Raw genomic sequence first — 24,181 nt, 5'->3', positions numbered from 1 at the left:
AGAGTGATCGTCGCTATATGTCAAAAATCTTTGTTCTTGCACCAGATGCCTTTAAAGAAAGTATGAGTGCTCAACAGGCATGTGGAGCAATGCAGCGGGGTATCCAGAAAGTCATTCCGGATGCCTGTATCATACAGGTACCGATGGCTGATGGTGGTGAAGGAACTGTCGATGCGCTAATTTCAAGCCTAAGGGGACAGCAAATTCCATGTGAAGTGACCGGGCCACTGTTTGAGCAACGTATTCATACCTATTGGGGTTTAATGGACGCAGGTCAAACCGCCGTGATTGAAATGGCCAAGGCCAATGGCATTCATTTATTACCACCTTCACAGCGTAATCCGATGTTCACGTCAACCTATGGCACAGGAGAGATGATTAAACAGGCATTGGATCTGGGAGTGAAAAAAATCATCATTGGGCTGGGTGGCAGTATTACCAATGATGCTGGTGCAGGGATGGCTCAGGCACTGGGCGTGCGGTTTTTAAATCATGTAGGTGAGCCAATTCAGGTCTGTGGTGGAAACTTAGATCTGGTCAAATCAATGGATTTATCTGGACTGGATCCACGTTTAGCAGATACTGAAATAATCATTGCATCAGATGTCAATAATCCGCTGTGTGGACCACATGGTGCATCGATAATCTTTGGCCCACAGAAAGGGGCAATGCCGGAAATGGTCAAGCAGCTGGATCAAAACCTTGGTCATTTTGCCGATGTAGCCGCTAGGCAGATTGGCCATGATCATCGTCATGTTGCAGGTGCGGGTGCAGCCGGTGGACTGGGTTTTGGTTTAATGGCATTCACCGCTGCCTCTATTCGTTCCGGGGTGGAACTGATGATTGAACAGGTTCAATTGAGCGAGAAAATAGCTCAGGCAGATTATGTCCTGACTGGTGAAGGTAAAATTGATTTTCAAACCAAATTCGGTAAAACACCATTTGGGGTGGCACAAGTGGCCAAACAAGTGGCCAAACAATTGAATAAACCTGTGATTGCTTTTGCGGGTCTAGTCGGTGAAGGAATTGAGGATCTGTTTGAATCAGGATTTAGCCAGATTATTGGTATTAATCCACCAGATTGTCCTTTAGAAGAAGCCTTAAAAAATGCAGAAGTAAATCTGCAATTAGCAGTTTCGAAAGTTTGTGCTGATTTGGATTTAGTACAATAGGTTTAAAAGCTAGACATCACAGTCATTATAGACCTTGTTCTAAATAACGCTGTGCAAGTTGAATTTCGGCACTATATTCAGCTTGGTTTTGTGGTTTTGGTAGTTTGATGGCTGGCGGGATGCCAAGGCCGTCAATTTCTTTACCTGCAGGGCGGTGAATATAGGTTGATGCATAGTAAATTTGAAGTTGCTTGGAAGGCGAGGTCTTTTCCATCACATTTGAGGCATCAAGAGCGCCATAGGTTGGCCGCCCCATCGTGACCACACGAGGATTTTGCTGCGCAGTTAATACAAATTGTTCGCATGAGCTACCGCAATTTTTATCGATCAAGATTACCACCTTTTGCGGTGTTGCTAAAATATCTTTGCTTGTAACCACCTCTTGCGATTCTTTGTATGAACTCATACTGACCCATTGATTTTGCTGTTCACGCATTTTTTTAATTGTTTTATTGAGATGAGTCAGTGAATCTTCATCTGTTAAAAAGCTTTTGTATGCTTCCCATCCGTCAATATTGGTAGAGGAGGCATAAATTTGTGGAGAGGTATTCCAGTACTTCGCTTCCCCTAAAATCTTATATAATACTTCAGCTGTTTGGTCACTGCCGCCACCATTGTTACGCAAGTCAATAATCAAATACGGTGCTTTTAAAAGATTATCTTGATTACTGGATACCACCTGCTGAATTTTTTCATACAGAGCATAGTCAAAAGATAAAATGGTTAGTAAGGTGGTGGAATCAGATAGTTTTTTTGTGGTAACTCTCTCAGCTTTATTTTCTGTTATCACTTCAATTGGTACTTGCGTGTCTGAAGATTGCTGTTGTGCTGCTTGTGCATCTGGATGAATACTAATACCTAAATGACCATTTCGAATGGATTTCATGAAAGGTCGAATAATTTTTTGACACTCCACAACGGTTTTTACACCCTGAAGTTTTTCTTTTTGTTGATTGAAAATCTGTTGAATCTGTTCAGGGTAGGTGGTCCATCTTTTGGCAATAATCCCTGCATCATTTTCAAGGATGAGGTGGACGGTATATTCAAGGTCTTTTAAGCAGACTTCGGGTGTCATTTCTATAGAAACTGTTTCTGCATGTAAATTTGAATACATGCCAAAGCTCATGATCAAAGCGCTGAGTGTTTTATAGGTTGTATGCAAGTTGCAGCATCCTTGTTTTTATTAAAAAATACGAGATTTATTGAGCAATTTTTATACCAATATTTAACTTATAAAATCAAATGTAAAACATCAACTTAGTTGTATTTAAATGCATGAAACAAAAAAAGAGTTCTACAATAAATCAAAAGGAAAATAACAGCAGAACACCCAGAATCTAGCCTGCTCTGTTAAACTATCTTTCTCCCTAGTACATTGAGACACTATGAGTTTAGCCACCCTGATTGATGAATTAAATCCCCAACAAAAGCAAGCAGCGACCACAGAAGCAAAACACAGTTTGGTGCTGGCCGGGGCAGGTTGTGGCAAAACCAAGACCATCGTGGCACGTGCAGCTTACTTGATTGAACAGGGCGTGCCTGCCAACCAGATTCAGATTCTGACCTTTACCCGCCGGGCTGCCAGTGAAATTGTGGCGCGTGTCGAACTGGCACTTGGTGAACAAGCCAAGGGACTGCGAGCCTCGACCTTTCATACCTTCTGTATGTATCTGCTGCGCCGTATTCCGAAAGCTTTTGGTCTGGAACAGTTTTCGATTATTGATCGTGATGATCAGCTGATGATGTTCCGCCTGATTCGCGGTCGTGATGACAAGAAGAACCCCAATCATTTGCCTAAGCCTCAGGAATTATGTGATTTGTATTCCTTTGCTCGGAACACCCGGCAAAAACTCAGTCTGGCGCTGGAAAAACAGATGCCGGAATATCTGGCCTTAAAGGACCAGATTGCCGAAATCATGAAAGAATATGAAGCACGTAAGCAGGCGCGAAGTTTTCTGGATTATGACGATATTCTGGCGATAGTTGCCACGGCGCTGGCACAGTCCGAAGGTCTGGTCGACTATGTCGCTTCTATATGCCGACATATGCTGGTGGATGAAATGCAGGATACCAATCCATTGCAATGGGCTTTGCTGGAGCCACTCAAAGACCGGATCAGCCTGTTCTGTGTCGGTGATGATGCCCAGTCGATTTATGGCTTTCGTGGTGCAGACTTTGAAAATATTCACCATTTCAAAGAACGTGTGCCAGATGCGCAAATTTTTAAATTAGAAAAAAACTACCGCTCGACCCAGGAAATTCTGGATCTGTCCAACTGGCTGCTCGATCAGTCTGAAATCAAATATGATAAACGTCTGGAAGCGTATCGGGGAGAAGGCATTAAGCCGCGTATGCATATCTTCCCGAATGAGTTTGATGAAGCCAAATGGATTGCGATTGATATTAAAGAACGCCATTATCTGCAAGGCAGCAAATGGGGCGAGCATATGGTTCTGGTTCGTTCCAGCTTTGCCGCACGGCATATTGAAGCGGCCTGTATCGCGGCCAATGTGCCATATCGCTTTATTGGTGGCATGAAGCTGCTGGAAACGGCGCATGTCAAAGATTTGCTCAGCATGCTGCGGGTGGTCGCCAATCCATTGGATGATATTGCCTGGATGCGTTTCTTAACCCTGTGGAATGGTGTAGGTGATGTAGGTGCCAGCAAGCTGTCACAGCAGCTATTGGCTGAACCTGAAATGGATCAGATTGCAAAGAAATTAGAACAGTTTGGCAAGATACCGCTAGAAACCATTCTGATTATGCAGCAGATGAATGTGCTCCAAGGCGAAGTGCAAGCCTGTGTCAGCCTTGCGATTCAGGCGATTGAATCTCAGTTGGCGGAAAACTATAAAAAGGACTGGTCACGTCGCCAGAGTGATTTTGAACTGGTCAAACAGCTGGCGTCCAAGCATTCGCAGCTGAGTGAATTTTTAGAGGAATATGTACTGGATCCGGTGTCAATCTCGGAAATTGAACGTCAGTCCGATCATGATGTGGTGACGCTGATTACCATTCACTCAGCCAAAGGCACCGAGCAAAATGTATGTTATGTAGCCAATGTCACGCCGGGGAATTATCCGCATGCACGTGCCCAAGGTGATTTTGATGATGTCGAAGAAGAGCGTCGTGTGCTGTATGTAGCATTGACCCGGGCTAAAAATGAATTGATTCTGACCAAACAGAACCTAAATCATTGGGCGCGGGAAACGGTCGATGAGCAGGGGCGTAAAGTCGAGAGCTATTTCCTGAATGATCTTACCCGGCAGTTATGCACCACGGAAACCCATTATAAAACCCGGCAGCAAACCGTCAAAAGTGCCTTGATTGAACGCAAGTCGATTAATTTAGATTTTGGCATTGATCTCGATTAAACTATAGCAAAGTTGTTTCATGCAAAAAGTAGAGTAGGCGCGTGCTTTTTGATATTTTTTGCCTATCTTCTTAAGGTTATTAGATGAAAATTTTAGTTCGTAATTTAGAACGTACAGTCACAGAAGCCGAATTGCTGAAACTGTTCCAGGAATACGGCACAGTAGAAAACTGTACTTTGGTGCTGGATGCTGAAACTGGTAAATCTAAAGGCTTCGCCTTTGTAGAAATGCCACATGGTCGTGAAGCAGTTAAAGCGATCAAAGGCTTGAATACCTTACGCTTACATGGCACAGGTATTCGTGTCAAACAGGCTGAAGAAAAGCCACAGGCGTAAATAGAAAAAGGAGCAGATGATGCTCCTTTTTTATGGCTGTAATTTAGGATATTTCAATTTGCTCAGTGGGCTTAATGCTTTGAAGTCGGATCTGGATGAATTCAGTTTAAACATCTTTTGATTGCGAAATGCAGGCGAACCTTTTACTTTATAAAAGCCAAAATTTGTTTTAACCCTTAGGAAATCTCGATGACCCGTGTTGCTCGCTATCATGCGGACCGTACCAATCAAAAACTGTATTTTGCCCGTCTTTCCTGCCAGCAGGCAGAGCAAACCGAACATGTACAACAGGCTCAAGCACAGCGTGAGGCAACTGTTTTTCATTTGCATGGTGCCTTGTTAGCATTTTTACAGGAACTGGTACGTTACTATCGCCTGAATGATCCTAATCCAACCCTCAAATCAATTGAAGAACTGATGGCGGCCAAAGGCCAGATTTCGCCAGAAGTCACTGTGCTACAGCATTTATCTAAAAGCGGTTTCATTGCTGAACTGAAACGCGCCTATCGTTTATGCCAGTATGCGCCAGAACCAAGTACCCCAGAACCTGAAGACGAAACTTCTTCAAATCTCATCATTAAAGTCACACAGTCTCCACAAGCATGGTTACCTGATACTGCTATATTAAGAGAGTGGCATCGTGACCTGACCCAATTAATTGATGGGTTTCGTAATGAGATGATTGAATTTTAATCAGATCGGCTGTACTTGAAATTACAATTTTTAACCCTATATCAATTACTCTAATGATGCAAAGTGCATTCAGCTCTTTGCCGCCATGTTGAACGTGGAGGATATATGTCTATAGAACAGTTGAAAGACTTATTTGGTAATCAAGACGCGATTTTAGAACTCGTTCAACTTGAAGGTGGCGCATTGGCTTTACGCAATGCAGGTTCACATAAACAGCCTTTGGTGATGATTCAGTTTAATGACGAGGTAAAAGCTCTACTTGGAGAGCAGACTCCTTTTGTTGCGCAGCAGATGATTCAGGCGGCCTTATATGGCTTGCTGGAACAGCAGGTCAATGAATGGCAGGCTGAGGTTGTGGATGAAGAGCCAAAGTATATGAGTTAATCGTTAAAACCCATTTAAAAAGCACACGATCAGTGTGCTTTTTTGGTTTTATCAGAAATGCAGTGATGCGGATTTATAAGTACAAGAAAGAGCTTCAGTGCCTGCTTTCCTATAAAAAAGTTGCCGGATCTGGCAACTTTTTTATAGGGAGGAATTCAAAGAAAAATTTTAATGAGAAGGCGTATGCTGATGCGCGATTTCAATCTGGTTTAAAATATGATTACTCATATTTTTTGCCATTTCCTCTTTGGCATAATATACCTCACCAATATTATCCCGACGGATCGCTTCAGCTTCTTCCTTACTTTCTGCACAGACCAGTACTTGAATTTGCGGATTCAAAGTCTTGGCAATGTCGACAATTTTATGGATATCGATAATATCCATAGGGGAAATGACCAGTAAGCGCGCGTGCTGAATATGCGCCTGAATGAGAACGCCAGCTTCAGTGGCAATACCGGAAACCGCAGCAATACCTTTTTTACGCAGATTTTCTACGATGTCACGGTTTTCTTCGGCAATCACCACCTTGATGTTCTCTTCCATCAATGAGCGGGTAATGCGACGTCCCACCTCACCATGGCCAATAATGACCACCTGATCGCGCAGGTAATCCTGTGAGACTTCATCCGGTAACATTGCCAAAGGGTCACCACTGCGTTCCAGTAAGCGGGCCAGAGTCGAGCGTTCCCGAATCCATTTCTGTACCGGCTCAATCGCGGAAAAGATAAAGGAGTTAAGCGTAATCGAAATTAAGGCACCTGCCAGAATCAGGTTTTGACCTTCCAGCGAAAGCAGATTGAGCGAAACACCGAGTGCAGCCAAAATAAAGGAGAACTCACCAATCTGTGCCAGAGAAGCACCGACGGTCAAAGCGGTATTGATCGGATAACGGAAGAACAGTACCAGTGCCATGGCTGCAATAGTCTTACCAATCATGATAATGCCCACTACTGCCAGTACATGTAAGGGCTGTTCCAGCAAGATGCGCGGATCAAACAGCATGCCGACGGAGACAAAGAATAAAATCGAGAAAATTTCACGCAGTGGCAAAGTTTCCTCTTCGGCGCGATGACTGAAATCAGACTCTTTTACCACCATACCGGCAAAAAACGCACCCAGAGCCATAGAAACGCCAAAAATCTTGTAAGCGCCGAAGGCGATAGAAACAGCAGCAGCCACCACGGTTAAGGTGAACAGCTCACGTGAACCAAGACGTGCCACTACCTGTATGATCATTGGAATCAAGCGCTTACCAATAATCAGCATGAAGGCAATAAAGCCTGCGACTTTAAGTAGGGTAATGCCTAAGGTGAGCCAGATATTTTCATCGCTTGCACCTTCCAGGGCCTGACCACCGAGTAGCACTGCAGTCGCAGGTAACAAGACCAGCGCCAATACCATCACCAGATCTTCGACCAGTAACCAGCCAACTGCAATTCGGCCATTGATCGAATCCAGCAGGCCACGATCTCCGAGCGCTTTGAGTAGAACCACGGTACTGGCACAGGACAGGCTTAAGCCAAAGACCAGTGCTGAGCCAAAGTTCCAGCCCCACAGCATTGAGACACCTACCCCGAGTAGGGTAGCGACAGCAATCTGTAAAATTGCACCAGGCAGGGCAATCCGGCGTACCTGCATCAGATCGTTCAGAGAGAAATGCATCCCGACACCAAACATCAGGAACATGACGCCTAGTTCTGCCAACTGGTTGGCCAGATGAATATCACCGACCACACCCGGCGTATGAGGACTAATCAGCACACCGGCAATCAAATAGCCGATCAAAGGGGGAAGACGCAGTCGTGCTGCGAGATAGCCAAAGACTAAAGCTAAGCCAAAACCAACAGCGAGTAATATAATGAGCTCTACATCATGTGGCACTAAATACTCCTTTAGTTAGGTTTATTGGGAAATAAGCACAAAAAATGCCAAAACATTCAGAAAGTTTATCAAGCCGGATAAAAAAAGTGCAAAAAAAAACGACCTGAAAAGGCCGCTTTTTTAAAGAAACTAAAATTATTTGATTTTAGCTTCTTTGAAGATTACGTGTTGACGGATTTTTGGATCAAATTTTTTGATTTCCATTTTTTCCGGCATAGTACGTTTGTTCTTAGTCGTGGTATAGAAATAACCTGTACCAGCTGAAGAAACTAAGCGAATTTTATCACGCATGGTTCAGACTCCTTAGATCTTTTGACCTTGAGCACGCAGGTCAGCAACAACCTTTTCAATGCCCAATTTGTCGATAATACGCATACCTTTAGTGGTTAAACGAAGACGTACAAAACGTTTTTCGCTTTCTAACCAGAAACGGTGGTGGTGCAGGTTCGGCTCGAACCGGCGCTTAGTTTTGTTGTTGGCGTGTGAGACGTTGTTACCAACGACTGGACGCTTGCCGGTAACTTGGCAAACCTTAGACATGGTGTAACTCCATTGATTTAGCCAACAGCAAATCTGTATGGCCAGTCAAAAATAAACGGATTGAAATCATTCAAGGGGCGTTTTATATCAAAAATGCGCTTAAAAGACAAGCGATTTCCGTCAAAACGCGGCACGAACTATATCGATAGCTCATGCCTTGATCATTTAGCGGAGAAGGGTCTTCGAAATCAGCTTGTGAATCGGTTTATTGAACGGCGGCAGAATGTATTTCAAGCTATACAGCTTTGGATTCGACATTACTGAGCGTTCATGCGACAAACTGAAGAAGCCCTCTGGACCGTGGTATTTACCCATACCTGATGCACCGACACCCCCAAATGGTAAGTCGTCCTGTGCAACATGGGTCAGTACCGTATTTTGCCCAAAATGCCCTGAATGGGTACGCTGTGCGACATAATCAGCACGCGCCTGATCAAAGTCGAAGTAGTATAAAGCAAGTGGACGCGGACGGCTATTAATAAAGTCGATGACATCATCAATTTGATCATATTCCATGATTGGAAGCAGTGGGCCAAAGATTTCATGCTGCATGATCTGCATCATTGGAGTGACATTGGTCACGATGGTCGGTGCAATCTTGCGCAGATCAGCCGAATTTTCACTGCGCGGATTAATTTCAATGACTTGCGCACCCTGCTCGCGTGCATCATCCAGATAACCTTCCAGACGGTTATATTGTTTGTCATTGATAATCGAGGTGTAGTCCTGGTTATGGGTGATATCCGGATACATGCTTTCTACGCAAGCCTTAAAATGATCAATAAATTCAGCCGTCTTGCCACGTGGCAGGAACATATAGTCGGGTGCCACACAGGTCTGGCCTGCATTCCAGAGCTTGCCAACGGCGACACGCTGAGCTACATCACGCAGATCAATGGATGGATGCACCAGTACCGGTGATTTACCGCCGAGTTCCAGAATCACTGGCACCAGATTTTCGGCAGCCGCCGCCATCACGGTTTTACCGACTGCCGTCGAGCCGGTGAAAATTAACTTATCGAACGGCAAACGGCAGAATGCATCCGAGATGACACCGCCACCATTCACCACCGCGACCAATTCTTTCGGAAAGGCTTCGGCCAGGGCTTTTTCCAGCACTGCACCAAAGGCAGCCGATGCACTGGAAATCTTGATCATGGCATGGTTGCCTGCAGCCAGAGCGCAGATCAGCGGACCGATAGACAGTAGCAGCGGATAATTCCACGGTGCAATAATTCCGACTACGCCCAAAGGCTGATATTGTACCCATGCCTTGGCTGGCTGGTGAATAATGCCGACATGACGTTTGGAGGGTTTCATCCAGCGGGTCAGGTTTTTACTGTAATATTTGACATGTTCCAGACAGGTGAGCAGTTCACCAATTTTGGTTTCCCCGATCGAACGGTTACCATAGTCCTGATTAATTGCTTCAGCAAATTGATCTTGATACTTAACTAAGATACGCTTAAGCCGAGCTAAACGATCGATACGTTCCTTTGCAGTTGGCAGAGGGTAGTGTAAGTAAGCGTGTTTTTGTTGTGCCAAGACTTCATTGAGGTACTGGCTATCAAAGAAATGTGGTGTCATTGATGTTGTTTTTGTGTGACTGTTCATGCCGCACTACCATATTCAAAAATCGATTAATTAATTTTTAGAGCAAATACTCTAATTAGTCAAGTGACTTTGTGTGTTAGCCTGCTAATGCACGAACTGAATGGTTATTTTAGGATGTCCCAAACCAAAACCTTAAAAACTAAAGAGCGTATCTTGCAGCTTAGTTTGCAGCTGTTTAATGAGCGTGGCGAACGGTCCGTCACCACCAATCACATTGCGGCTGAACTCGGCATGAGCCCAGGCAACCTGTATTATCATTTCCGCAATAAAAATGAAATTATTAAAGAATTGATGGAACAGTACCAGCAGCAAACGCTGGAGATGCTGGCCTTGCCGGATGACCGTGCGCTGGACGCCAATGACAAGGTGCATTACTTTCAGGTACTGAGTAGTCAGCTATGGGCTTATCGTTTCCTGCATCGGGATGTCTATCATCTGGTAGAAAATAACGAAGATTTTCGCAAGTTGTATCCCCGCTTTGCCGGACAGGTGATGCAGCAGGGCCAGAAAATCTATAAAGGCTTTGTCAATGCAGGCCTGATGGAAATGACCGATTCAGAAATTGAAGCCCTGATCATCAACCTGTGGATTGTACTGACCAACTGGACCAACTTCCTGTATATGTCAGGCCATCTGACCGATTCCAATACGCTGGAAGAAAAATGGGTCTGGCAGGCACTGCGCCAGATGGTATTCTTGGAAGGGGCCTATTTGCGTGGCGAAAGTCGTCAAACCTATGAAGGGTTATTGAATAGTCTGGGCTCTTCCGAACTTTTTGCCAGCCTGTCGGCTGCTAAAGACGCTGAATCTGAACAAACTATTCAGAATATCCAAGAAACGCGCTAGAATACTCGGCTTATTTTTTAATTTAACTGATTAGTGACTTAAACCAACATGAATATGACGACTGCTAACACCGCACGTTTATTGATTACTTGTGAAGACAAGCCGGGCATCGTGCAGGCTGTTTCAAGCTTCTTGTATCATCAAGGTGCTAACATTACTGCGCTTGACCAATATGCGACAGCAGCGCAGGGCGGACGTTATTTCATGCGCGTTGAATTTGAATTAGATAATCTTCAAAGTCGCAAAGAAAGCATTATCCAGACTTTTGCAGCGAATGTAGCGGAACGCTATAGCATGCAATGGCGTCTGGCTCTGGTCAGTGATGTGAAGAAAGTCGGTATTCTGGTGTCCAAGGTTGATCATGCCTTGCTGGAACTATTATGGCGTCATGCACGTGGTGGTTTACCTTGTGAAATTACCAAAGTGGTATCGAATCACGAGACCTTACGCGAAGCAGTTGAAAACTTTGGTATTCCATTTGAAGTGGTGCCAGTAACCAAAGACAACAAGCGTGAGGCTTATGAAGAAATTGACCAGTTGATGCAGGGCAATGACCTGTTGGTACTGGCGCGTTATATGCAGATTCTGGATGAAGAGTTTGTCAGCAAGTGGGAAATGAAAGTGATCAATATCCACCATTCATTCCTGCCAGCTTTCGTGGGTGCCAATCCGTACAAGCAGGCTTATGACAAGGGTGTCAAACTGATTGGTGCAACTGCCCACTATGTGACAGCTGATCTGGATCAGGGGCCAATCATCGAGCAGGATGTGGAGCGCGTGAACCATGACTTTACTGTTGAACAGTTACGTGAACTGGGTCAGGATGTAGAGCGTAATGTATTGGCCCGTGCGGTCAGATGGCATCTGGAAGACCGTATTATTGTCGATGGTAACAAGACTGTCGTGTTCCAATAAGACTTGCATTGGATTTTAAAAAGGCATACTTTTAGTGTGCCTTTTTTTGTTTTGATGCAAAAAAAATCAGTCAAAGCTAAGATTAGCAGTTGCAAATGAAAACACTTCTCATTTATTATTGGCATACTTTAATTGTGCTAACCGATGAGCTTGATAGTTTGTTTCACATCATCTCCTCAAGGTAATAGATTTAATGAGTCAAGTTGCTGCGCCCCAAATGCCTACACCGCCGAATCAGATGAAAAAGAAAATCATCTCTATCGTTGCGGCTGTACTTGTTGGGCATGTGGGGGTGTTATATGCGATCAGCCAGATGAAAGCGCCTGAACTGACACCCATTGATAAGCAGCCCTTAAAAGTGCGCTTTGTCAAACTTCAGGAGGCACCGAAACCTTTACCGCCAAAGCCAAAGGCCGAGCCACAAAAAGAGCCACCTAAGCCTAAAAAAGAAGTCAAAATTGTAGAAAAACCGCTGCTACCGCCACCCAAAAAAGTAGAAAAAATTGAACAGGTGAAAAAGGTGGAAGCGCCTAAAGTAGTCACAGCACCGCCAGTTGAAGCAAAACCGACTCCGGCTCCGGTAGTGCCAACCGTGGTCACTGAAACTAAAGTAAAACCGGCACCCGCTCCAGTTGCACCACCTGCACCTGTGGCGCCCCCTGCACCTGCTGCACCTCCATCACCGAAAAGTGTATCGATTGGCGGAGGTGTTTCTTGGAAGCGTTCACCGAAAGTTTCATTATCTTCGAGTGAATTAAAATCAGCCTGTTCGCTGGTAGTGGACGTGGCAGCAAATGAACAGGGCAAAGTGGTCTCCGCGACTGCACGAAACTCAGATTGTAGCCCGGCAGTAACGCGCAAAGTAGAAGCAGCGGTACGTCGTGCACAACTCACCAAATATGTTGAAAATGGTGTGGCTTATCCAACCCGTGTGGAACAGCCTTTCGATTTTCAGGTTAAATAACGGCTAACCCATTAGGAGTTCGAATATGAACTTTTCAGTTTATTGGCAACACGCTGATGCAGTCAGTAAAACGCTGTATTTCGTGTTATTGGCAATGTCGATTGCGACATGGACCATTTTTGTGCTGCGTTTGATGGGCACTCGCCAATTGAAACAGATTGCCTATGCTCAGTTATCTCAGGCATTGGAAAAACTGAAAACCAAACTGGCTCCTTTGGGCTTTGAACAGCGTAAGGCAGTGGCAGAACAGGCGCTGTTACGCCAGATTTCAGCAGAGAAAGCCAATGCCGAAAAAGGTGTATCGGTTCTTGGTACAATTGCTTCAATTTCACCTTTTGTCGGTTTGTTCGGTACGGTATGGGGAATTTTCCATGCACTGGTTGCGGTTGGTAAAAGTGGTCAGGCTGGCCTTGCACAAGTAGCAACCCCAGTCGGTGAGGCCTTGATTATGACCGGATTGGGTCTGGCCGTCGCGATTCCTGCGGTACTGGCATATAACATCTGTGTGCGTATGAATCGTGGCCTGGCACATGAACTGCAAGATCAGGCGCATGGTCTGTTGATTGATACCATGCTGCAACAGGAATCTGCTGCAAAAAAATCTGATGCGCAGATTACGCAACAAAGTTTCGTGGGAGGTCAAGCTTAATGGCTTTTCAACTGGGTGAAGACAACGATGTAGGCATGAATGAGATGAACCTCATTCCACTCATCGACATTATGTTGGTATTGATGATCATCTTTCTGGTGACAGCAACCGTTGCGAACCCGTCAATTCCATTAACCTTGCCACAAACTACTGCGGAAATTATCGATCTGCCGCCTGAAAATGTCACCATCAGTATCAATGCAGAAGGTGACATTGCCTGGAATGGCGATGTACTGACGTTAGAGCAGCTTGAAACCCGCTTCAATGAAGCCGGACAGTCTGAACGTCAGCCGACGATTGTGCTGAAAGCAGATAAAGAATCACGTTATGATGCGGTGGCGCAAGTCATGTCGCGCGCGAGTGGAGCCGGACTCAGCGATATCGCTTTTGCAACTGATAACTAAGATTCAGTGAGTAAAAAAAGCGACTGATTGCAGTCGCTTTTTTTATGCCTATTTTTCATGAAACTTAATGAGTTTTTAACAAGGTTGTAAACTTACTGCGTAATTTGTTCAATTTTGGTGGAATGGCAAAATTGCAATAGCCTTGAGTGGGATTCTTGGCAAAGAAGTTCTGATGATATTCTTCTGCAGGATAAAAAGTCGGGGCAGGGCTGAGTTCAGTCACGATATTGATACCATCGGCTTTCAGGGCATCAATCGCCTGCTGTGCCTGTTGTTGTTGCTCATCATTCAGATAAAAAATCACAGAACGATATTGGGTGCCAACGTCATTGCCCTGACGGTTCAAGGTTGTTGGATCATGGGTTGCAAAAAATACATCAAGTAACTGTGTATAACTGATCTGGTTTTCATCGAAATCGATCAGAATCACTTCAGCATGTCCGGTTTCACCCCCGCACACGTCATCATAATTGGGATTAGTCGTATGGCCACCTGCATAGCCACTCAGAACCTGCTGGACTCCCTGGATTTGTAAAAATACCGCCTCAGTACACCAAAAGCATCCACCACCGAAAAGTGCTTGTTGCATGGTTGATTCCTCATTCAATTGAAATAGGCTGATGGTTTAATTCTAGCCCACCAGTATGAAAGATAAAAAAGCCTGTAAATGCAGGCTTTTTGTAGGAGGCTTATTAGCGTGGCTGAACCGCACTTTCCAGCTGGATTAACAAGTTGCCATGTCGATCCAACAGTTTCAATGTTTTTCCATATACTTGATAATGCGTCACTTTGCTTAAAGCTTCATTAAATTTTTGATCTAGTTGACCATTATTCATACAGGCCATGCGTGTAGTGGCCATTTGACTCAAATTCAAGGTGTCTTTACCCGCTGTATAGCTGCCCATGATCCGGTTACAGCCATCTGAACCTGAAACACGCTGGGTGCTGGCATCAAATTGCAGGCTTGGAATATTGCTTGCTGCTGGTACTGTCTTGATTTCAGTATTGCCAATCTGGGTAGCGATCCAAGTGCGATTCTGCAAAAGTTGTAAATGATTCGCGGTTTGTGTGGTGGCGGTAGATGGGACAGTTTCACAACCCATGACCGTTAAGACCGAACCTAAAATGGCGATGGCAGTTAATTTTTTTAGCATGAGAGATACCCTGATCATAGATTAGCCATTTGTATCTAAACAAAAAAATGATTAAGGTTCCAGTTGATTTTGTATCTTTATTGAAGTGGATATTACTGTAGAGTTATCACATGTCTGGTTTTGGCAGGCCCTGCCGGATCAGATGTGAATAATCCTGACTGGACAGCTCGGCGGTCTGTTTCACCCGTGGATTAACGTGTGCTCGCTGATACCAGGTATGCATATCCCAGGACTGATCCAGTACTTTCAGATCATAAAGATAGTTCGGTAAATAGCCGGAGGCAAGTAACCGATAATCTGAGGGCAATTGTTGTTGCGAAACTGCCTGCACCATATCAAAGACCAGCGTAGTACAGTTACTGGTCAGGGTGTTGTACCATTTCGGCTGTTTGGCCAGTGCATCGACCTGATGGAGATATTCCACAAATAATGCTTTGGCTTGAGCTTGTGGCATCTTTACCGGAAAGAAATAGACCTGTTCGCCGCGGACATTGCTGCGAGTATAAATGATATCCTTTTCGTCCGATGCCACCAGACTCAATTCATATTTTCGGAAAAAGCCACCTATCGCTGAAAAATTCTCATTCTTCTCCTTGCGGATTTCAATCGAAAAGGTGAGTGGCTTTTGATTAGCAAAATCGAAGCTGACCAGAGTATGAGCAATTTTTGGTCCCATCCAGTAAGACGTGATGATATTCACTCCGGTAATCTGGTTCAGATCAAAACTGCGGCTTTCCCAGCGCTCAGTATAGCGGCCATCCGGTTGCCAGTCGAAATTACGGATATTGTGCAGGGTGACCAGATTGCCTCGCTGTTCATAGGAGAGCAGCCTGGAAACTTCAGGGTTCCAGTCACGATCTTGACGTGGCTCCATGCTGAAGTAAGCCAACAAGCTGAACAGAAAGGCCAGCAGATAGAGTACGGTATCCACCTGGCGGGAAATCAGATGCCGAGTAAAATAAATTCCGAGAACAACCAGTGCAAATGCGAGCCAAAGACCTATCAGAATTATGCTGCCAATTTTACCCAAAGGCTGTTGTACCCAGAGCATCAGGCTTAACCACAAGCTTGAACACAGGACAAATAAACTAAACAGACTGCCGAGTAACCACAGGCTCCAATGCTTTTCCGGTTTTTTGCGTCCTTGCATGCTCAATCTTTTATAGAAAATAGGCTTTATTTTCTGTATGTTGCGAACTCAAATGCAATACCGGATTTGTCATCAATATGTTGTTCTGATGCAACTTTTTCAAACTCGGCCGGAATCTCCGGGTAATAGGCATGACCTTTTACATCCAGTTCGACATGGGTGAGTTCCAGACGATCAGCGATATCCAGGGTCTGTTTAAATATTTCGCCGCCGCCAATAATATAAATGGACTTCGGATTTTCCGAGGCTTTTACATCTGCTACAGCCTGGTTCAAGGCATCCTCAATCGTATGCGCAACTTTAGTGCCTTCAAAAGACCAGTCGGCATCCCGGGTAATCACCCAGTTCACACGTTTGGGCAGGGCACGGCCCATGGATTCAAGCGTTTTGCGACCCATCACAATTACGCCGCCCTGAGTGATTTCCTTGAAATGTTTAAGATCTGCGGAGATATGCCAAGGCAGGTCGTTGTCCTTGCCAATACAGCGCTGCTGATCCATTGCCACGACGTGTACAACTTCTAAATCTTGAAATGACATGTATTGAATCCTTCTCATCAAACCCAAAGTTCTTCGTGTAATGTTTTACTTGTACGAAGGAAAGGTTAAAAATCTATATTGATTGCCTTTATGCTTTAGGCCTGGGAATATATTTTGAAAGGGAGAGGCGTCATGCATGGTAAAAGGCCTTTCCCTAGCCCCCTCCTGGGAGAGGGAACTTTATAATAAAGAACATTAAACAGCGACAGGTGCTTTGATACCTGGATGTGATTCATAACCGACAATTTCAATATCTTCAAATTTAAAATCGAACAGGTCTTTGACTTCAGGGTTCAATTTTAACTGGCACAGGCCAAGTGGCTCACGACTTAATTGTAATTGTGCTTGTTCAAAGTGGTTGGCATATAAATGGGTATCGCCACCGGTCCAGACAAAATCACCGACGTCCAGATCACAGACCTGCGCAATCATATGCGTCAGCAGGGCATAGCTGGCAATGTTAAACGGGACGCCCAAAAACACATCGGCACTACGCTGGTACAGCTGGCAAGAGAGTTTGCCATTATGCACAAAAAACTGGAACAGGGTATGACAGGGTGGTAAAGCCACTTGCCCCGCTTCATTCGGATTCCAGCCAGAGACAATCAGACGACGTGAATTTGGATTGGTCTTGATTTCATTGATCAGCCATTGGATCTGGTCAAAACCGTCCTGTTTATAGCTGCCATCTGGATTTTTGGTTGCGCCAAAGTTACGCCACTGATGACCATATACCGGACCAAGTTCGCCTTCAGGGCGGCCAAAACGCGCTGTCTGTTCCGCAGTTGCCCATTCATCCCAGATCGTGACTTTGTTGTCCTGAAGATACTTTACATTGGTATCACCTTTCAGGAACCACAACAGTTCAATCACGATAGAACGGAAATGAACTTTTTTGGTGGTGAGTAGGGGAAATCCCTTAGAAAGATCAAAGCGCATCTGATGACCAAATACCGAGCGTGTACCTGTTCCGGTACGGTCGCCTTTATCGCCGCCGTGGTCGAGGATATGTTGTAGAAGGTCAAGATATTGGCGCATAGGTCTCTCTTAAAATTTGTTGAAAATTGCTTTTCTTTGAACTGAGCAACTCAAAATTGCGTTCATCATAACATTTTTTTTAGTAGTTCCGCATAGCGATAAAACTGATTCAACCAGAGAGCAATCGCAATAAAAAAGGCATCCTTGAGAGATGCCTTTGAATGGTTCAATTTATTTTGTTTAAGCGGTGGGTTGGCCCGTATGAACGGTATGAATCAGATCAGACAGGTCATAACCCAGTGATTGTGCATAGGCCAGATATTGCTGTTTGGTGGCTTCATCCAGCGTTGGTTTACGATGCAGTAGCCATAGATACTTCATGTGTGGCTCCCCGACCAGAGCAGTTTCATACTGTTCATCCAGTTTGAGCACCCAGTAATCTCCTTTGGTAAAAGGCACCCAGCGCAAACCTTCAGGCAAGAAGCTGACTTCCAGCTTGCCATGCTCTGCATCAACAATGCTGGCCTCTCCAATTGCTTCATCCAGCTTTCCACCGCCATCCAGACAACGGTTCTGGACCCGAACAGTACCATCTTCATTCAGGCTATAAACTGCAGAAATATCAGTGCTGTCTTCAGGTTGGTGCTTCATCGGCAAACGCGCAATTTCATACCAGGTTCCTAAATAATGTTCCAGATCAAAATTAGAAACAGTAGCTAAATCCTGATTCATTTTTTTCTTCTCCGTTCACTTCAATGATTTGTACTGAATCAGTCTAATACATCAGCTAAGGCTTAAAGCGATGTAATCCTGTAGAAAATTGTTATCCTTTTTTTCGATAAGTAAAATTGGCAATAATGCTGCCTATAAATAGTTAAGAGAATAAATATAGAAGGAAATCTGAGATTGTAATAATTTAATTTGAGGGGATTAATATTAAAAAAAACTAAATTAAATCTTATTTTTTATAAAAAATTTCCTAAAAATAATACGAAAAAAAATAATAGTTTAGTTTCATTAAACGAACAATAGAAAAATTTTATTACATATTGAATGTGAAAAATAACATTTAACCGGCTAGTATTCTCCGTTCGTTAACAAATGAAAGCCGATATTTACGGCGTGGAGTAAAAGGTAAAGCATGGTTTATGATCAACCAATGGACATGAGTGCAATACATGCACCTGCTCAAGCGAACATCATATTACGTTCTAAGGCTGAACAAAATCCCAAAAAACCTTCAACAGGTTCTATCCATAAAGCCGTAAGTTCAAGCAACGGTCATCGTATCAATATCGAGAAATTCACAAGCTATTTGCAGGGTATTACCCGTCGAACCAGTACCCAAAAATGCGCGCGCAGTATTCGTGTCGGGCTGCAATCTTCGGGTGCCAAAATCGTGAATCATCCGGTCGCCGCAGCAGACTGGGGAAATACCCTGATGCAATTGGGTTATAAGAAAATTAATGCTTCTTTTGACCGCCCTAAAAAAGGTGATATCTATATTATTGATCGTACCTCAAATCATAAATATGGACACATTGCAGCATATTCAGGAACTGCCTGGGTATCAGACTTCAAGCAGAATAGTCATGCAATCTATCGCACCAAAAACCTGACCTATAGTTACTATCGTCTGGAAACATACTTCTAAAAAACTGTGCAAAGTTCACTCTTTGAAACGTTTCGCGCGGTTTTCATAGACTGAGACTATAAATAGTCCAATCGCGGTAAAACCAAAACATTGCAGACCCAAAGCAAATTTTGTCCATTGCGCATGTTGCTCGGGCAAATAGCTGAATAGGGTAATTAAGGCAATGATGGGAATGACCCGGCTCAAGGCGGTAAAGCCATTTGCATAGGGATTGGACTTCGAAATTTTCAGGCGGGAATGGTGCAATAAATGCACAGCAATTCCAATCGCTAAACTCACGCCAACAAATACCGAACCTAACTGGGCCACAGTTGATGCTGCATAAATCAAAATACAGGTCGCAATAATGACCATCAGCTTGATTTGACGGGTACAGCGTTCCGAATACCAGAACTCAAGCATGGGGTGAACCCGAATCTGATTTGTTCTGATTGAGCAGGGACAGGGGAGAAAACAGGCAAATCGCCAGAGCCATAAAGGCAATACCCTGCGCGCCTGGAATCAGGATTTCACCCTGCTGCATGTTCATAAAAACCAAAGCAAGCAATAAGGCAATTGGAATCCAGGTCAGGAGTCTATACAGCAAGTCAGTCGGATTTTTACTGGCAAAGTGGATTTTACAGTAACGGCAAATCAGAAAAACAATGCCGGTACCGACAAACATCAGAATCGCATCTAAGGGCAGCGGCTCCATCCAGTACAAGCCTGCAGCTGCCATAGCAATCACAATAAAAATCAACAGTTTTTTGAAAACAGATACCTGCGGATTAAACCAGAACTCAAGCATAATAATGAAAGAATAGAAGAGATAATCGGCACTTTAGCATATTTTGGATATAAAAAAGCGAGGCCTCTGCCTCGCTAAATTCAGCTCTTTTCTTAGCTATTTTTTTGTGGGCCCCAGTCATAAATTTTCTTCTGGTAGGCATACCACATCATCCACAAGCCAATCAGGATCATTGGCAGGCTCAGGAATTGTCCTTTGCTCATCCAGCCAATAAACAGCTGGCCATTGTCCGGCTCACGGAAGAACTCGACCACAAAACGTGCCAGACCGTAACCGATCAGGAACAATGCCGAAACTGCCATACGCGGACGCGGCTTGGAACTAAACCACCACAGCACAATAAACAGGATCAGACCTTCACACAATGCCTGATAGAGTTGAGATGGATGACGCACCAGTTGCAGTGGATCGGTCGGAAAAATCATACCCCAGGCAAAGTTTGGATCGGTTACCTGACGGCCATACAGTTCACCGCCAATAAAATTGCCAATCCGGCCAAACATCAGCCCTGTTGGCACGCAAGGTGCGATAAAATCCAGGGTCTGGAACCAGGTCATCTTATATTTCTTGCACCACCACAACATGGCCAAAATCACACCGAGGAAGCCACCATGGAAACTCATGCCGCCAGTCCAGATCTGGAATAGCCATAAAGGATCGGCCAGGAACTGGGAAAAACCGTAGAATAAAACATAGCCTACACGGCCACCAATGATTACACCCAAAGCACCAAAGAAAATCAGATCCGAGACCATATCTGGCGTCCAGCCACGCTGTTTAGCGCGATAAGTTGCCAGTCCCCAGGCAAATAAAAAAGCCAGGAGGTACATGAGTCCATACCAGTGGACTTGCAAAGGCCCGAGCGAAATCGCAACGGGATCAATGTTTGGATAGGTGAGCATTCCTGTTCCTTGTGATTCTGTTTTGCACAGATTTTAGCTGAAAGCAAAGAAAAATGTTGTACATTCAATGTGTAAAGATCGAGGGCATCAATTATGTGTATTGTGGCACTGGCTTGGCAGGTTCTGGATCAGACCCCAGTATGTCTGATTTCAAATCGTGACGAGTTTTATCAACGTCCCACGCATGGCTTATATGAATGGGAAAATAGTCCGATTATTGCTGGACAAGATTTACAGTCTGGTGGTACCTGGATGGGCATTACGGCTTCAGGAAGATGGGCGGTGATCACCAATTTCCGCGACGGACAGGACAAAAAACACTATCCAACTTCACGTGGACATATTATTCAAGACTTTTTAAATTCTGACTTAACTCCGATTCGTTTCGCACAAGATCTGGAACAGAGACAGTGTGACTATGCCGGCTTTAACCTGTTTATTGGCGATCGGGATCAGGCTGTATATATGAGCAATCGCGGTGAAGCACCGCACGTACTGGCCCATGGGGTCTATGTCGTTTCAAACGGATTGATGAGTGAAGACTGGTACAAGACCCGGCATTTGCGGAAACGCTTTACCCAGGAACTATTACCGATGCTGCAACAACAAAAGATTGCAGAAGCGGAACTGTGTCATGCAGTCTGGGATATTTTGGAAGATGAACGCAAGGTGATTCCGGAGCTGTTGCCAGATACAGGCATCTCGGTGGAAATGGAACAACTGCTGTCTTCGACTTTTATCCAGAGTCCGGCCTATGGTACCCGTTGCTCCAATTTTTTGAGAATGCAGCAGGGACAATGGCACTGGATCGAAAAGTCACAACAAGGTGCGACCGCAGGTCAAATTATTGAAAAAATAATCAAACTAAAATAAGTGCCAGATATAAAAAATGCCGACATCTGCCGGCATTTTTTCACAATCGCTGTTTATGCTGTCGCTTGCTCCAAAGCTTCACCCGCAATAGCGCCGCCATCTTTACGGGTAATCACCACAGTCGCAGAGCGAGGTACTTTGCCTAAACGGCTATAACGCTCGCTTTGGTTGGCTGGCCATGCACTCCCTGGATGCTGAACGTTGACGAAAATCGCCTTGTAGTCCGGGGTAATGGTCACACCGGTAATTTCACAGCCTGATGGGCCGGTGAGGAAACGGCGAACCCGATCATTCTTCAGCTTGGCACCAACAAAGGTTGCTTGTCCTTCTGCCTTGGTGCTGGCAGCAAGCGCTTTGGTTCCATCCCCTACTTTACCTGGCAGTGCTGCCAGCATCATACAGTTGGTTTCATCGGTATACTGACCATCATCGGTCTGAATCCACAGAATTCCGCGCGGATCGAACCACATGCCATCCGGGCTGGAAAAGTCATTTAGATCATCCAGACCTGACAGGTTGATGTTGGATGCAGCACGCGCTTCTGCACCGAACAGGAAGATATCCCACGCAAATGCAGTGGCATTGACCGTATTCTCCGTTTCACTAAAACGGATGATATGACCATTCATATTGCCTGAATTGCTGGCACTTGAACCCTTGAAGTCAATATAGCTACGCGGATTGGCTGCATCAGTCGGGTAAGCACGCCCACGGTTACCGTTGTTGGTAAGCGTTACATAGACTTCGCCATTTTCCGGGTTTACTGCTACCCATTCCGGACGGTCCATTTTAGTGGCTTGAACATAGTCGGCCGCCAGACGTGCATGCACGACAATATCTGCCTGGTCTTTAAATGGATACACCGGATTTGATGCATCCAGGCCATTTTTACCATGGCTGAGTTCTAGCCATTGACCCGTACCATCCTCCTTGAACTGGGCGACATATAAGGTGCCTTGATCCATATATTTATCACCGACTGCATAACCGCCGTTGATGTCTTTAGGATCCCATTTTGCATCCGATACAAATTTGTAGATATATTCACCGGTTGCATCATCCCCCATATAGAATGCGAGCGGCTGACCGGGTACAGGATTACTGCAACGGCAATCTTCATGGGCAAAACGACCCAAGGCAGTACGTTTTACCGGACGGGCACTGGCACTGAACGGATCAATTTCAACAATAAAACCACAGGTATTCATGGCATTGCGATAGTCAGTAAGGGCACTGCCATCCGCCTGTGCAGTAATATTCCAGCGGTCATACAGATCGCGCTCACCCGTCAGTTCAGCATCGGTTTTATCCCAGCGATACTGGCTGGTTGCCGGACCGCCACGACCATAACGCGACAAAGCAACTTGTTCGGCATCTGTACGTACATCGCCTTCGTCACGGGAGAAATAGCCGCTCCAGTTTTCTTCCGCGGTCAGATAAGTTCCCCACGGGGTATAACCATTACCACAGTTGGCAAAGGTACCGCGCGTCAGGGTGCCTGCAGGCGAAAAACGGGTTTTCATCAGGTCTGAACCGCGTGCCGGACCACGTAATTCCATTTCAGTGGCAGCGGTAATACGGCGGTTAAATGGTGAGTTCAGGTTGATTTTGACGGCCTGGGTGTTCGGGTCTTTCTGGATTTCGACCACCGATACCCCGTGTGCATTCACTTCACGTAAAATCTGGTCTTCAGGGCGTTTACCATCTACCGTAATCGTACCGCCTGGCGTGTGTAACTGCGATTGTTGCAGATACTCATGGTTCAGCACCAACAAACCTTGTTGTGACTGTTTTGCAGCATAATTTTTTTTCTGTGGATCCATACCGAAGAAGGACATGCCGTCATGGTTATCCCCGGCACGGAACTGATAAGAAGCGCCTGATGGAAGTTCTGTATCCAATTTTTCTGGCACACTGCTATTGATTGGATCGCCGACGGCATAGAGTACATTTAACTCATAGCCTTCTGGCACCGTAAAAAAGTTCTGGGTGTTTTTCTTGACCGCTTTAAACGAGAACTTGCTTGGACGTTGCGCCAGATCGCTCCAGGCGTGCTGATCTACTGGTTTTTCATTGGCTGGTGGTGTTTCTGGTACAGAAGTATCATCGTCATTGTCATCGGAACAGCCACTGACCGACGCAGCAAATGCCAATGCCATGGCACCACTGCCTGTTTTTGCAATAAAGCTACGGCGGTTCATATATTGATTCAGGATCGTTTGGAAGTGGGTATTATTGGAATTATTACTGTCTTCAACCAGATCCTGGCAAGGTATCATATCTTCGTTTTTCATTTTAAAGTCCCAATTAAAAAGTAAGTGCTTGGTGGTGTAGAAGTTTTCAATACCTTAAGCTTGGGATGTGACAGTA

The 24,181-nt window shown here is 45.0% G+C and carries 27 protein-coding genes; 12 read left to right on the top strand and 15 right to left on the bottom strand.

Features of this window, described 5'->3' with window-relative positions; genetic code table 11:
* The first annotated feature begins 17 nt into the window (after positions 1-17).
* On the top strand, positions 18-1,172 hold the full coding sequence (locus tag VXQ92_RS03645; protein ID WP_416680455.1) for a glycerate kinase: 1,155 nt from the start codon (positions 18-20) through the stop codon (positions 1,170-1,172).
* A 25-nt stretch (positions 1,173-1,197) separates the two neighbouring features.
* Here VXQ92_RS03645 and VXQ92_RS03640 read toward each other — a convergent pair whose 3' ends face one another.
* Complete coding sequence (locus VXQ92_RS03640) at positions 1,198-2,286, bottom strand: S41 family peptidase (protein WP_416680453.1); 1,089 nt, start codon at positions 2,284-2,286, stop codon at positions 1,198-1,200.
* Positions 2,287-2,557: 271 nt separating this feature from the next.
* Between VXQ92_RS03640 and VXQ92_RS03635 the strand changes: the two genes are divergently transcribed.
* From VXQ92_RS03635 to VXQ92_RS03620, 4 genes are all read left to right on the top strand, one after another.
* Positions 2,558-4,546, top strand: coding sequence for an ATP-dependent helicase (locus VXQ92_RS03635; RefSeq protein ID WP_416680451.1), 1,989 nt, complete (start codon positions 2,558-2,560; stop codon positions 4,544-4,546).
* An 83-nt stretch (positions 4,547-4,629) separates the two neighbouring features.
* Positions 4,630-4,881: an RNA recognition motif domain-containing protein gene (locus VXQ92_RS03630; protein WP_064094851.1), complete on the top strand. Its 252-nt coding sequence runs from the start codon at positions 4,630-4,632 to the stop codon at positions 4,879-4,881.
* 189 nt (positions 4,882-5,070) lie between these two features.
* Positions 5,071-5,574, top strand: coding sequence for a DUF6586 family protein (locus VXQ92_RS03625; RefSeq protein ID WP_064094850.1), 504 nt, complete (start codon positions 5,071-5,073; stop codon positions 5,572-5,574).
* A 105-nt stretch (positions 5,575-5,679) separates the two neighbouring features.
* The gene (locus VXQ92_RS03620) at positions 5,680-5,958 is read left to right on the top strand and encodes a hypothetical protein (RefSeq protein WP_064094849.1); all 279 of its coding nucleotides are present in this window, start codon (positions 5,680-5,682) and stop codon (positions 5,956-5,958) included.
* A gap of 168 nt (positions 5,959-6,126) precedes the next feature.
* Here VXQ92_RS03620 and VXQ92_RS03615 read toward each other — a convergent pair whose 3' ends face one another.
* The 4 genes from VXQ92_RS03615 to VXQ92_RS03600 form a co-directional block, all read right to left on the bottom strand.
* Positions 6,127-7,842: a cation:proton antiporter gene (locus tag VXQ92_RS03615; protein WP_416680449.1), complete on the bottom strand. Its 1,716-nt coding sequence runs from the start codon at positions 7,840-7,842 to the stop codon at positions 6,127-6,129.
* Between the two features lie 135 nt (positions 7,843-7,977).
* On the bottom strand, positions 7,978-8,133 hold the full coding sequence (gene rpmG / locus VXQ92_RS03610; protein WP_001205031.1) for a 50S ribosomal protein L33: 156 nt from the start codon (positions 8,131-8,133) through the stop codon (positions 7,978-7,980).
* Positions 8,134-8,145: 12 nt separating this feature from the next.
* On the bottom strand, positions 8,146-8,382 hold the full coding sequence (gene rpmB, locus VXQ92_RS03605) for a 50S ribosomal protein L28 (RefSeq protein WP_000048256.1): 237 nt from the start codon (positions 8,380-8,382) through the stop codon (positions 8,146-8,148).
* 165 nt (positions 8,383-8,547) lie between these two features.
* Positions 8,548-9,996 carry a coniferyl aldehyde dehydrogenase gene (locus tag VXQ92_RS03600; protein WP_416680447.1) on the bottom strand — a complete coding sequence of 483 codons (1,449 nt, stop codon included), beginning with the start codon at positions 9,994-9,996 and terminating at the stop codon, positions 8,548-8,550.
* Between the two features lie 114 nt (positions 9,997-10,110).
* On the opposite strand from VXQ92_RS03600, the gene VXQ92_RS03595 reads away from it, so the two are divergent.
* The 5 genes from VXQ92_RS03595 to VXQ92_RS03575 all read left to right on the top strand — a co-directional run bounded on the left by VXQ92_RS03595 (position 10,111) and on the right by VXQ92_RS03575 (position 13,774).
* A complete protein-coding gene (locus VXQ92_RS03595; RefSeq protein WP_064094846.1) occupies positions 10,111-10,842 on the top strand; it encodes a TetR/AcrR family transcriptional regulator in 732 nt (243 codons plus the stop codon).
* A 48-nt stretch (positions 10,843-10,890) separates the two neighbouring features.
* Positions 10,891-11,757: a formyltetrahydrofolate deformylase gene (gene purU, locus VXQ92_RS03590; protein ID WP_064094845.1), complete on the top strand. Its 867-nt coding sequence runs from the start codon at positions 10,891-10,893 to the stop codon at positions 11,755-11,757.
* Between the two features lie 193 nt (positions 11,758-11,950).
* A complete protein-coding gene (locus tag VXQ92_RS03585; protein ID WP_416680444.1) occupies positions 11,951-12,721 on the top strand; it encodes a TonB-dependent receptor in 771 nt (256 codons plus the stop codon).
* Positions 12,722-12,746: 25 nt separating this feature from the next.
* Entirely contained in the window at positions 12,747-13,370 is a 624-nt protein-coding gene (locus VXQ92_RS03580; RefSeq protein WP_064094843.1) for a MotA/TolQ/ExbB proton channel family protein, read from the top strand.
* Positions 13,370-13,774 carry an ExbD/TolR family protein gene (locus tag VXQ92_RS03575; protein ID WP_416680442.1) on the top strand — a complete coding sequence of 135 codons (405 nt, stop codon included), beginning with the start codon at positions 13,370-13,372 and terminating at the stop codon, positions 13,772-13,774. The genes VXQ92_RS03580 and VXQ92_RS03575 overlap by 1 nt, the downstream gene beginning before the upstream one ends.
* A 64-nt stretch (positions 13,775-13,838) precedes the next feature.
* Here VXQ92_RS03575 and msrA read toward each other — a convergent pair whose 3' ends face one another.
* The 6 genes from msrA to VXQ92_RS03545 form a co-directional block, all read right to left on the bottom strand.
* Positions 13,839-14,363: a peptide-methionine (S)-S-oxide reductase MsrA gene (msrA, locus tag VXQ92_RS03570; RefSeq protein ID WP_416680440.1), complete on the bottom strand. Its 525-nt coding sequence runs from the start codon at positions 14,361-14,363 to the stop codon at positions 13,839-13,841.
* Between the two features lie 103 nt (positions 14,364-14,466).
* On the bottom strand, positions 14,467-14,928 hold the full coding sequence (locus VXQ92_RS03565; protein ID WP_064102240.1) for an META domain-containing protein: 462 nt from the start codon (positions 14,926-14,928) through the stop codon (positions 14,467-14,469).
* A 106-nt stretch (positions 14,929-15,034) separates the two neighbouring features.
* Positions 15,035-16,078 carry a DUF4105 domain-containing protein gene (locus VXQ92_RS03560; protein ID WP_416680438.1) on the bottom strand — a complete coding sequence of 348 codons (1,044 nt, stop codon included), beginning with the start codon at positions 16,076-16,078 and terminating at the stop codon, positions 15,035-15,037.
* A gap of 26 nt (positions 16,079-16,104) precedes the next feature.
* Positions 16,105-16,617, bottom strand: coding sequence for a dihydrofolate reductase (locus VXQ92_RS03555; protein ID WP_064102242.1), 513 nt, complete (start codon positions 16,615-16,617; stop codon positions 16,105-16,107).
* Positions 16,618-16,812: 195 nt separating this feature from the next.
* Positions 16,813-17,655 carry a thymidylate synthase gene (thyA, locus tag VXQ92_RS03550; protein ID WP_144724539.1) on the bottom strand — a complete coding sequence of 281 codons (843 nt, stop codon included), beginning with the start codon at positions 17,653-17,655 and terminating at the stop codon, positions 16,813-16,815.
* A 180-nt stretch (positions 17,656-17,835) separates the two neighbouring features.
* Positions 17,836-18,327 carry a lipocalin family protein gene (locus tag VXQ92_RS03545; protein WP_144724540.1) on the bottom strand — a complete coding sequence of 164 codons (492 nt, stop codon included), beginning with the start codon at positions 18,325-18,327 and terminating at the stop codon, positions 17,836-17,838.
* A gap of 409 nt (positions 18,328-18,736) precedes the next feature.
* On the opposite strand from VXQ92_RS03545, the gene VXQ92_RS03540 reads away from it, so the two are divergent.
* Positions 18,737-19,249, top strand: a complete 513-nt coding sequence (locus VXQ92_RS03540; protein WP_416680435.1) for a CHAP domain-containing protein — start codon at positions 18,737-18,739, stop codon at positions 19,247-19,249.
* A gap of 15 nt (positions 19,250-19,264) precedes the next feature.
* Here VXQ92_RS03540 and VXQ92_RS03535 read toward each other — a convergent pair whose 3' ends face one another.
* The 3 genes from VXQ92_RS03535 to lgt form a co-directional block, all read right to left on the bottom strand.
* The gene (locus tag VXQ92_RS03535; protein WP_416680433.1) at positions 19,265-19,651 is read right to left on the bottom strand and encodes a hypothetical protein; all 387 of its coding nucleotides are present in this window, start codon (positions 19,649-19,651) and stop codon (positions 19,265-19,267) included.
* Positions 19,644-20,036 carry a hypothetical protein gene (locus VXQ92_RS03530; protein ID WP_416680431.1) on the bottom strand — a complete coding sequence of 131 codons (393 nt, stop codon included), beginning with the start codon at positions 20,034-20,036 and terminating at the stop codon, positions 19,644-19,646. Before VXQ92_RS03530 ends, VXQ92_RS03535 begins: the two co-directional genes overlap by 8 nt.
* Before the next feature lie 92 nt (positions 20,037-20,128).
* Positions 20,129-20,938: a prolipoprotein diacylglyceryl transferase gene (gene lgt, locus VXQ92_RS03525; RefSeq protein ID WP_064094832.1), complete on the bottom strand. Its 810-nt coding sequence runs from the start codon at positions 20,936-20,938 to the stop codon at positions 20,129-20,131.
* A gap of 93 nt (positions 20,939-21,031) precedes the next feature.
* On the opposite strand from lgt, the gene VXQ92_RS03520 reads away from it, so the two are divergent.
* Entirely contained in the window at positions 21,032-21,811 is a 780-nt protein-coding gene (locus tag VXQ92_RS03520; RefSeq protein WP_416680429.1) for an NRDE family protein, read from the top strand.
* A 53-nt stretch (positions 21,812-21,864) separates the two neighbouring features.
* Here the strand turns inward: VXQ92_RS03520 and VXQ92_RS03515 are convergent, their stop codons facing one another.
* On the bottom strand, positions 21,865-24,105 hold the full coding sequence (locus VXQ92_RS03515) for a PhoX family protein (RefSeq protein WP_416680427.1): 2,241 nt from the start codon (positions 24,103-24,105) through the stop codon (positions 21,865-21,867).
* Positions 24,106-24,181 lie beyond the last annotated feature (76 nt).

The organism is Acinetobacter sp. 228 (assembly GCF_048147885.1).
Note: the sequence above shows the minus strand (reverse complement) of the source record. Positions and strands in the feature narration are given on the sequence as shown.

What these genes read in the sequence shown, in the direction of transcription:
- VXQ92_RS03520 (WP_416680429.1), top strand. Translation starts at nt 21,032, where the DNA reads ATGTGTATTGTGGCACTGGCTTGGCAGGTTCTGGATCAGACCCCAGTA.
- VXQ92_RS03640 (WP_416680453.1), bottom strand. Translation starts at nt 2,286, where the DNA reads ATGTATTCAAATTTACATGCAGAAACAGTTTCTATAGAAATGACACCC.
- VXQ92_RS03630 (WP_064094851.1), top strand. Translation starts at nt 4,630, where the DNA reads ATGAAAATTTTAGTTCGTAATTTAGAACGTACAGTCACAGAAGCCGAA.
- VXQ92_RS03535 (WP_416680433.1), bottom strand. Translation starts at nt 19,651, where the DNA reads ATGCTTGAGTTCTGGTATTCGGAACGCTGTACCCGTCAAATCAAGCTG.
- VXQ92_RS03620 (WP_064094849.1), top strand. Translation starts at nt 5,680, where the DNA reads ATGTCTATAGAACAGTTGAAAGACTTATTTGGTAATCAAGACGCGATT.
- VXQ92_RS03530 (WP_416680431.1), bottom strand. Translation starts at nt 20,036, where the DNA reads ATGCTTGAGTTCTGGTTTAATCCGCAGGTATCTGTTTTCAAAAAACTG.
- thyA (WP_144724539.1), bottom strand. Translation starts at nt 17,655, where the DNA reads ATGCGCCAATATCTTGACCTTCTACAACATATCCTCGACCACGGCGGC.
- VXQ92_RS03515 (WP_416680427.1), bottom strand. Translation starts at nt 24,105, where the DNA reads ATGAAAAACGAAGATATGATACCTTGCCAGGATCTGGTTGAAGACAGT.
- VXQ92_RS03635 (WP_416680451.1), top strand. Translation starts at nt 2,558, where the DNA reads ATGAGTTTAGCCACCCTGATTGATGAATTAAATCCCCAACAAAAGCAA.
- VXQ92_RS03560 (WP_416680438.1), bottom strand. Translation starts at nt 16,078, where the DNA reads ATGCAAGGACGCAAAAAACCGGAAAAGCATTGGAGCCTGTGGTTACTC.
- VXQ92_RS03595 (WP_064094846.1), top strand. Translation starts at nt 10,111, where the DNA reads ATGTCCCAAACCAAAACCTTAAAAACTAAAGAGCGTATCTTGCAGCTT.
- VXQ92_RS03565 (WP_064102240.1), bottom strand. Translation starts at nt 14,928, where the DNA reads ATGCTAAAAAAATTAACTGCCATCGCCATTTTAGGTTCGGTCTTAACG.
- msrA (WP_416680440.1), bottom strand. Translation starts at nt 14,363, where the DNA reads ATGCAACAAGCACTTTTCGGTGGTGGATGCTTTTGGTGTACTGAGGCG.
- VXQ92_RS03645 (WP_416680455.1), top strand. Translation starts at nt 18, where the DNA reads ATGTCAAAAATCTTTGTTCTTGCACCAGATGCCTTTAAAGAAAGTATG.
- VXQ92_RS03585 (WP_416680444.1), top strand. Translation starts at nt 11,951, where the DNA reads ATGAGTCAAGTTGCTGCGCCCCAAATGCCTACACCGCCGAATCAGATG.
- VXQ92_RS03540 (WP_416680435.1), top strand. Translation starts at nt 18,737, where the DNA reads ATGGTTTATGATCAACCAATGGACATGAGTGCAATACATGCACCTGCT.
- rpmB (WP_000048256.1), bottom strand. Translation starts at nt 8,382, where the DNA reads ATGTCTAAGGTTTGCCAAGTTACCGGCAAGCGTCCAGTCGTTGGTAAC.
- VXQ92_RS03545 (WP_144724540.1), bottom strand. Translation starts at nt 18,327, where the DNA reads ATGAATCAGGATTTAGCTACTGTTTCTAATTTTGATCTGGAACATTAT.
- VXQ92_RS03625 (WP_064094850.1), top strand. Translation starts at nt 5,071, where the DNA reads ATGACCCGTGTTGCTCGCTATCATGCGGACCGTACCAATCAAAAACTG.
- VXQ92_RS03600 (WP_416680447.1), bottom strand. Translation starts at nt 9,996, where the DNA reads ATGAACAGTCACACAAAAACAACATCAATGACACCACATTTCTTTGAT.
- purU (WP_064094845.1), top strand. Translation starts at nt 10,891, where the DNA reads ATGAATATGACGACTGCTAACACCGCACGTTTATTGATTACTTGTGAA.
- rpmG (WP_001205031.1), bottom strand. Translation starts at nt 8,133, where the DNA reads ATGCGTGATAAAATTCGCTTAGTTTCTTCAGCTGGTACAGGTTATTTC.
- lgt (WP_064094832.1), bottom strand. Translation starts at nt 20,938, where the DNA reads ATGCTCACCTATCCAAACATTGATCCCGTTGCGATTTCGCTCGGGCCT.
- VXQ92_RS03575 (WP_416680442.1), top strand. Translation starts at nt 13,370, where the DNA reads ATGGCTTTTCAACTGGGTGAAGACAACGATGTAGGCATGAATGAGATG.
- VXQ92_RS03555 (WP_064102242.1), bottom strand. Translation starts at nt 16,617, where the DNA reads ATGTCATTTCAAGATTTAGAAGTTGTACACGTCGTGGCAATGGATCAG.
- VXQ92_RS03580 (WP_064094843.1), top strand. Translation starts at nt 12,747, where the DNA reads ATGAACTTTTCAGTTTATTGGCAACACGCTGATGCAGTCAGTAAAACG.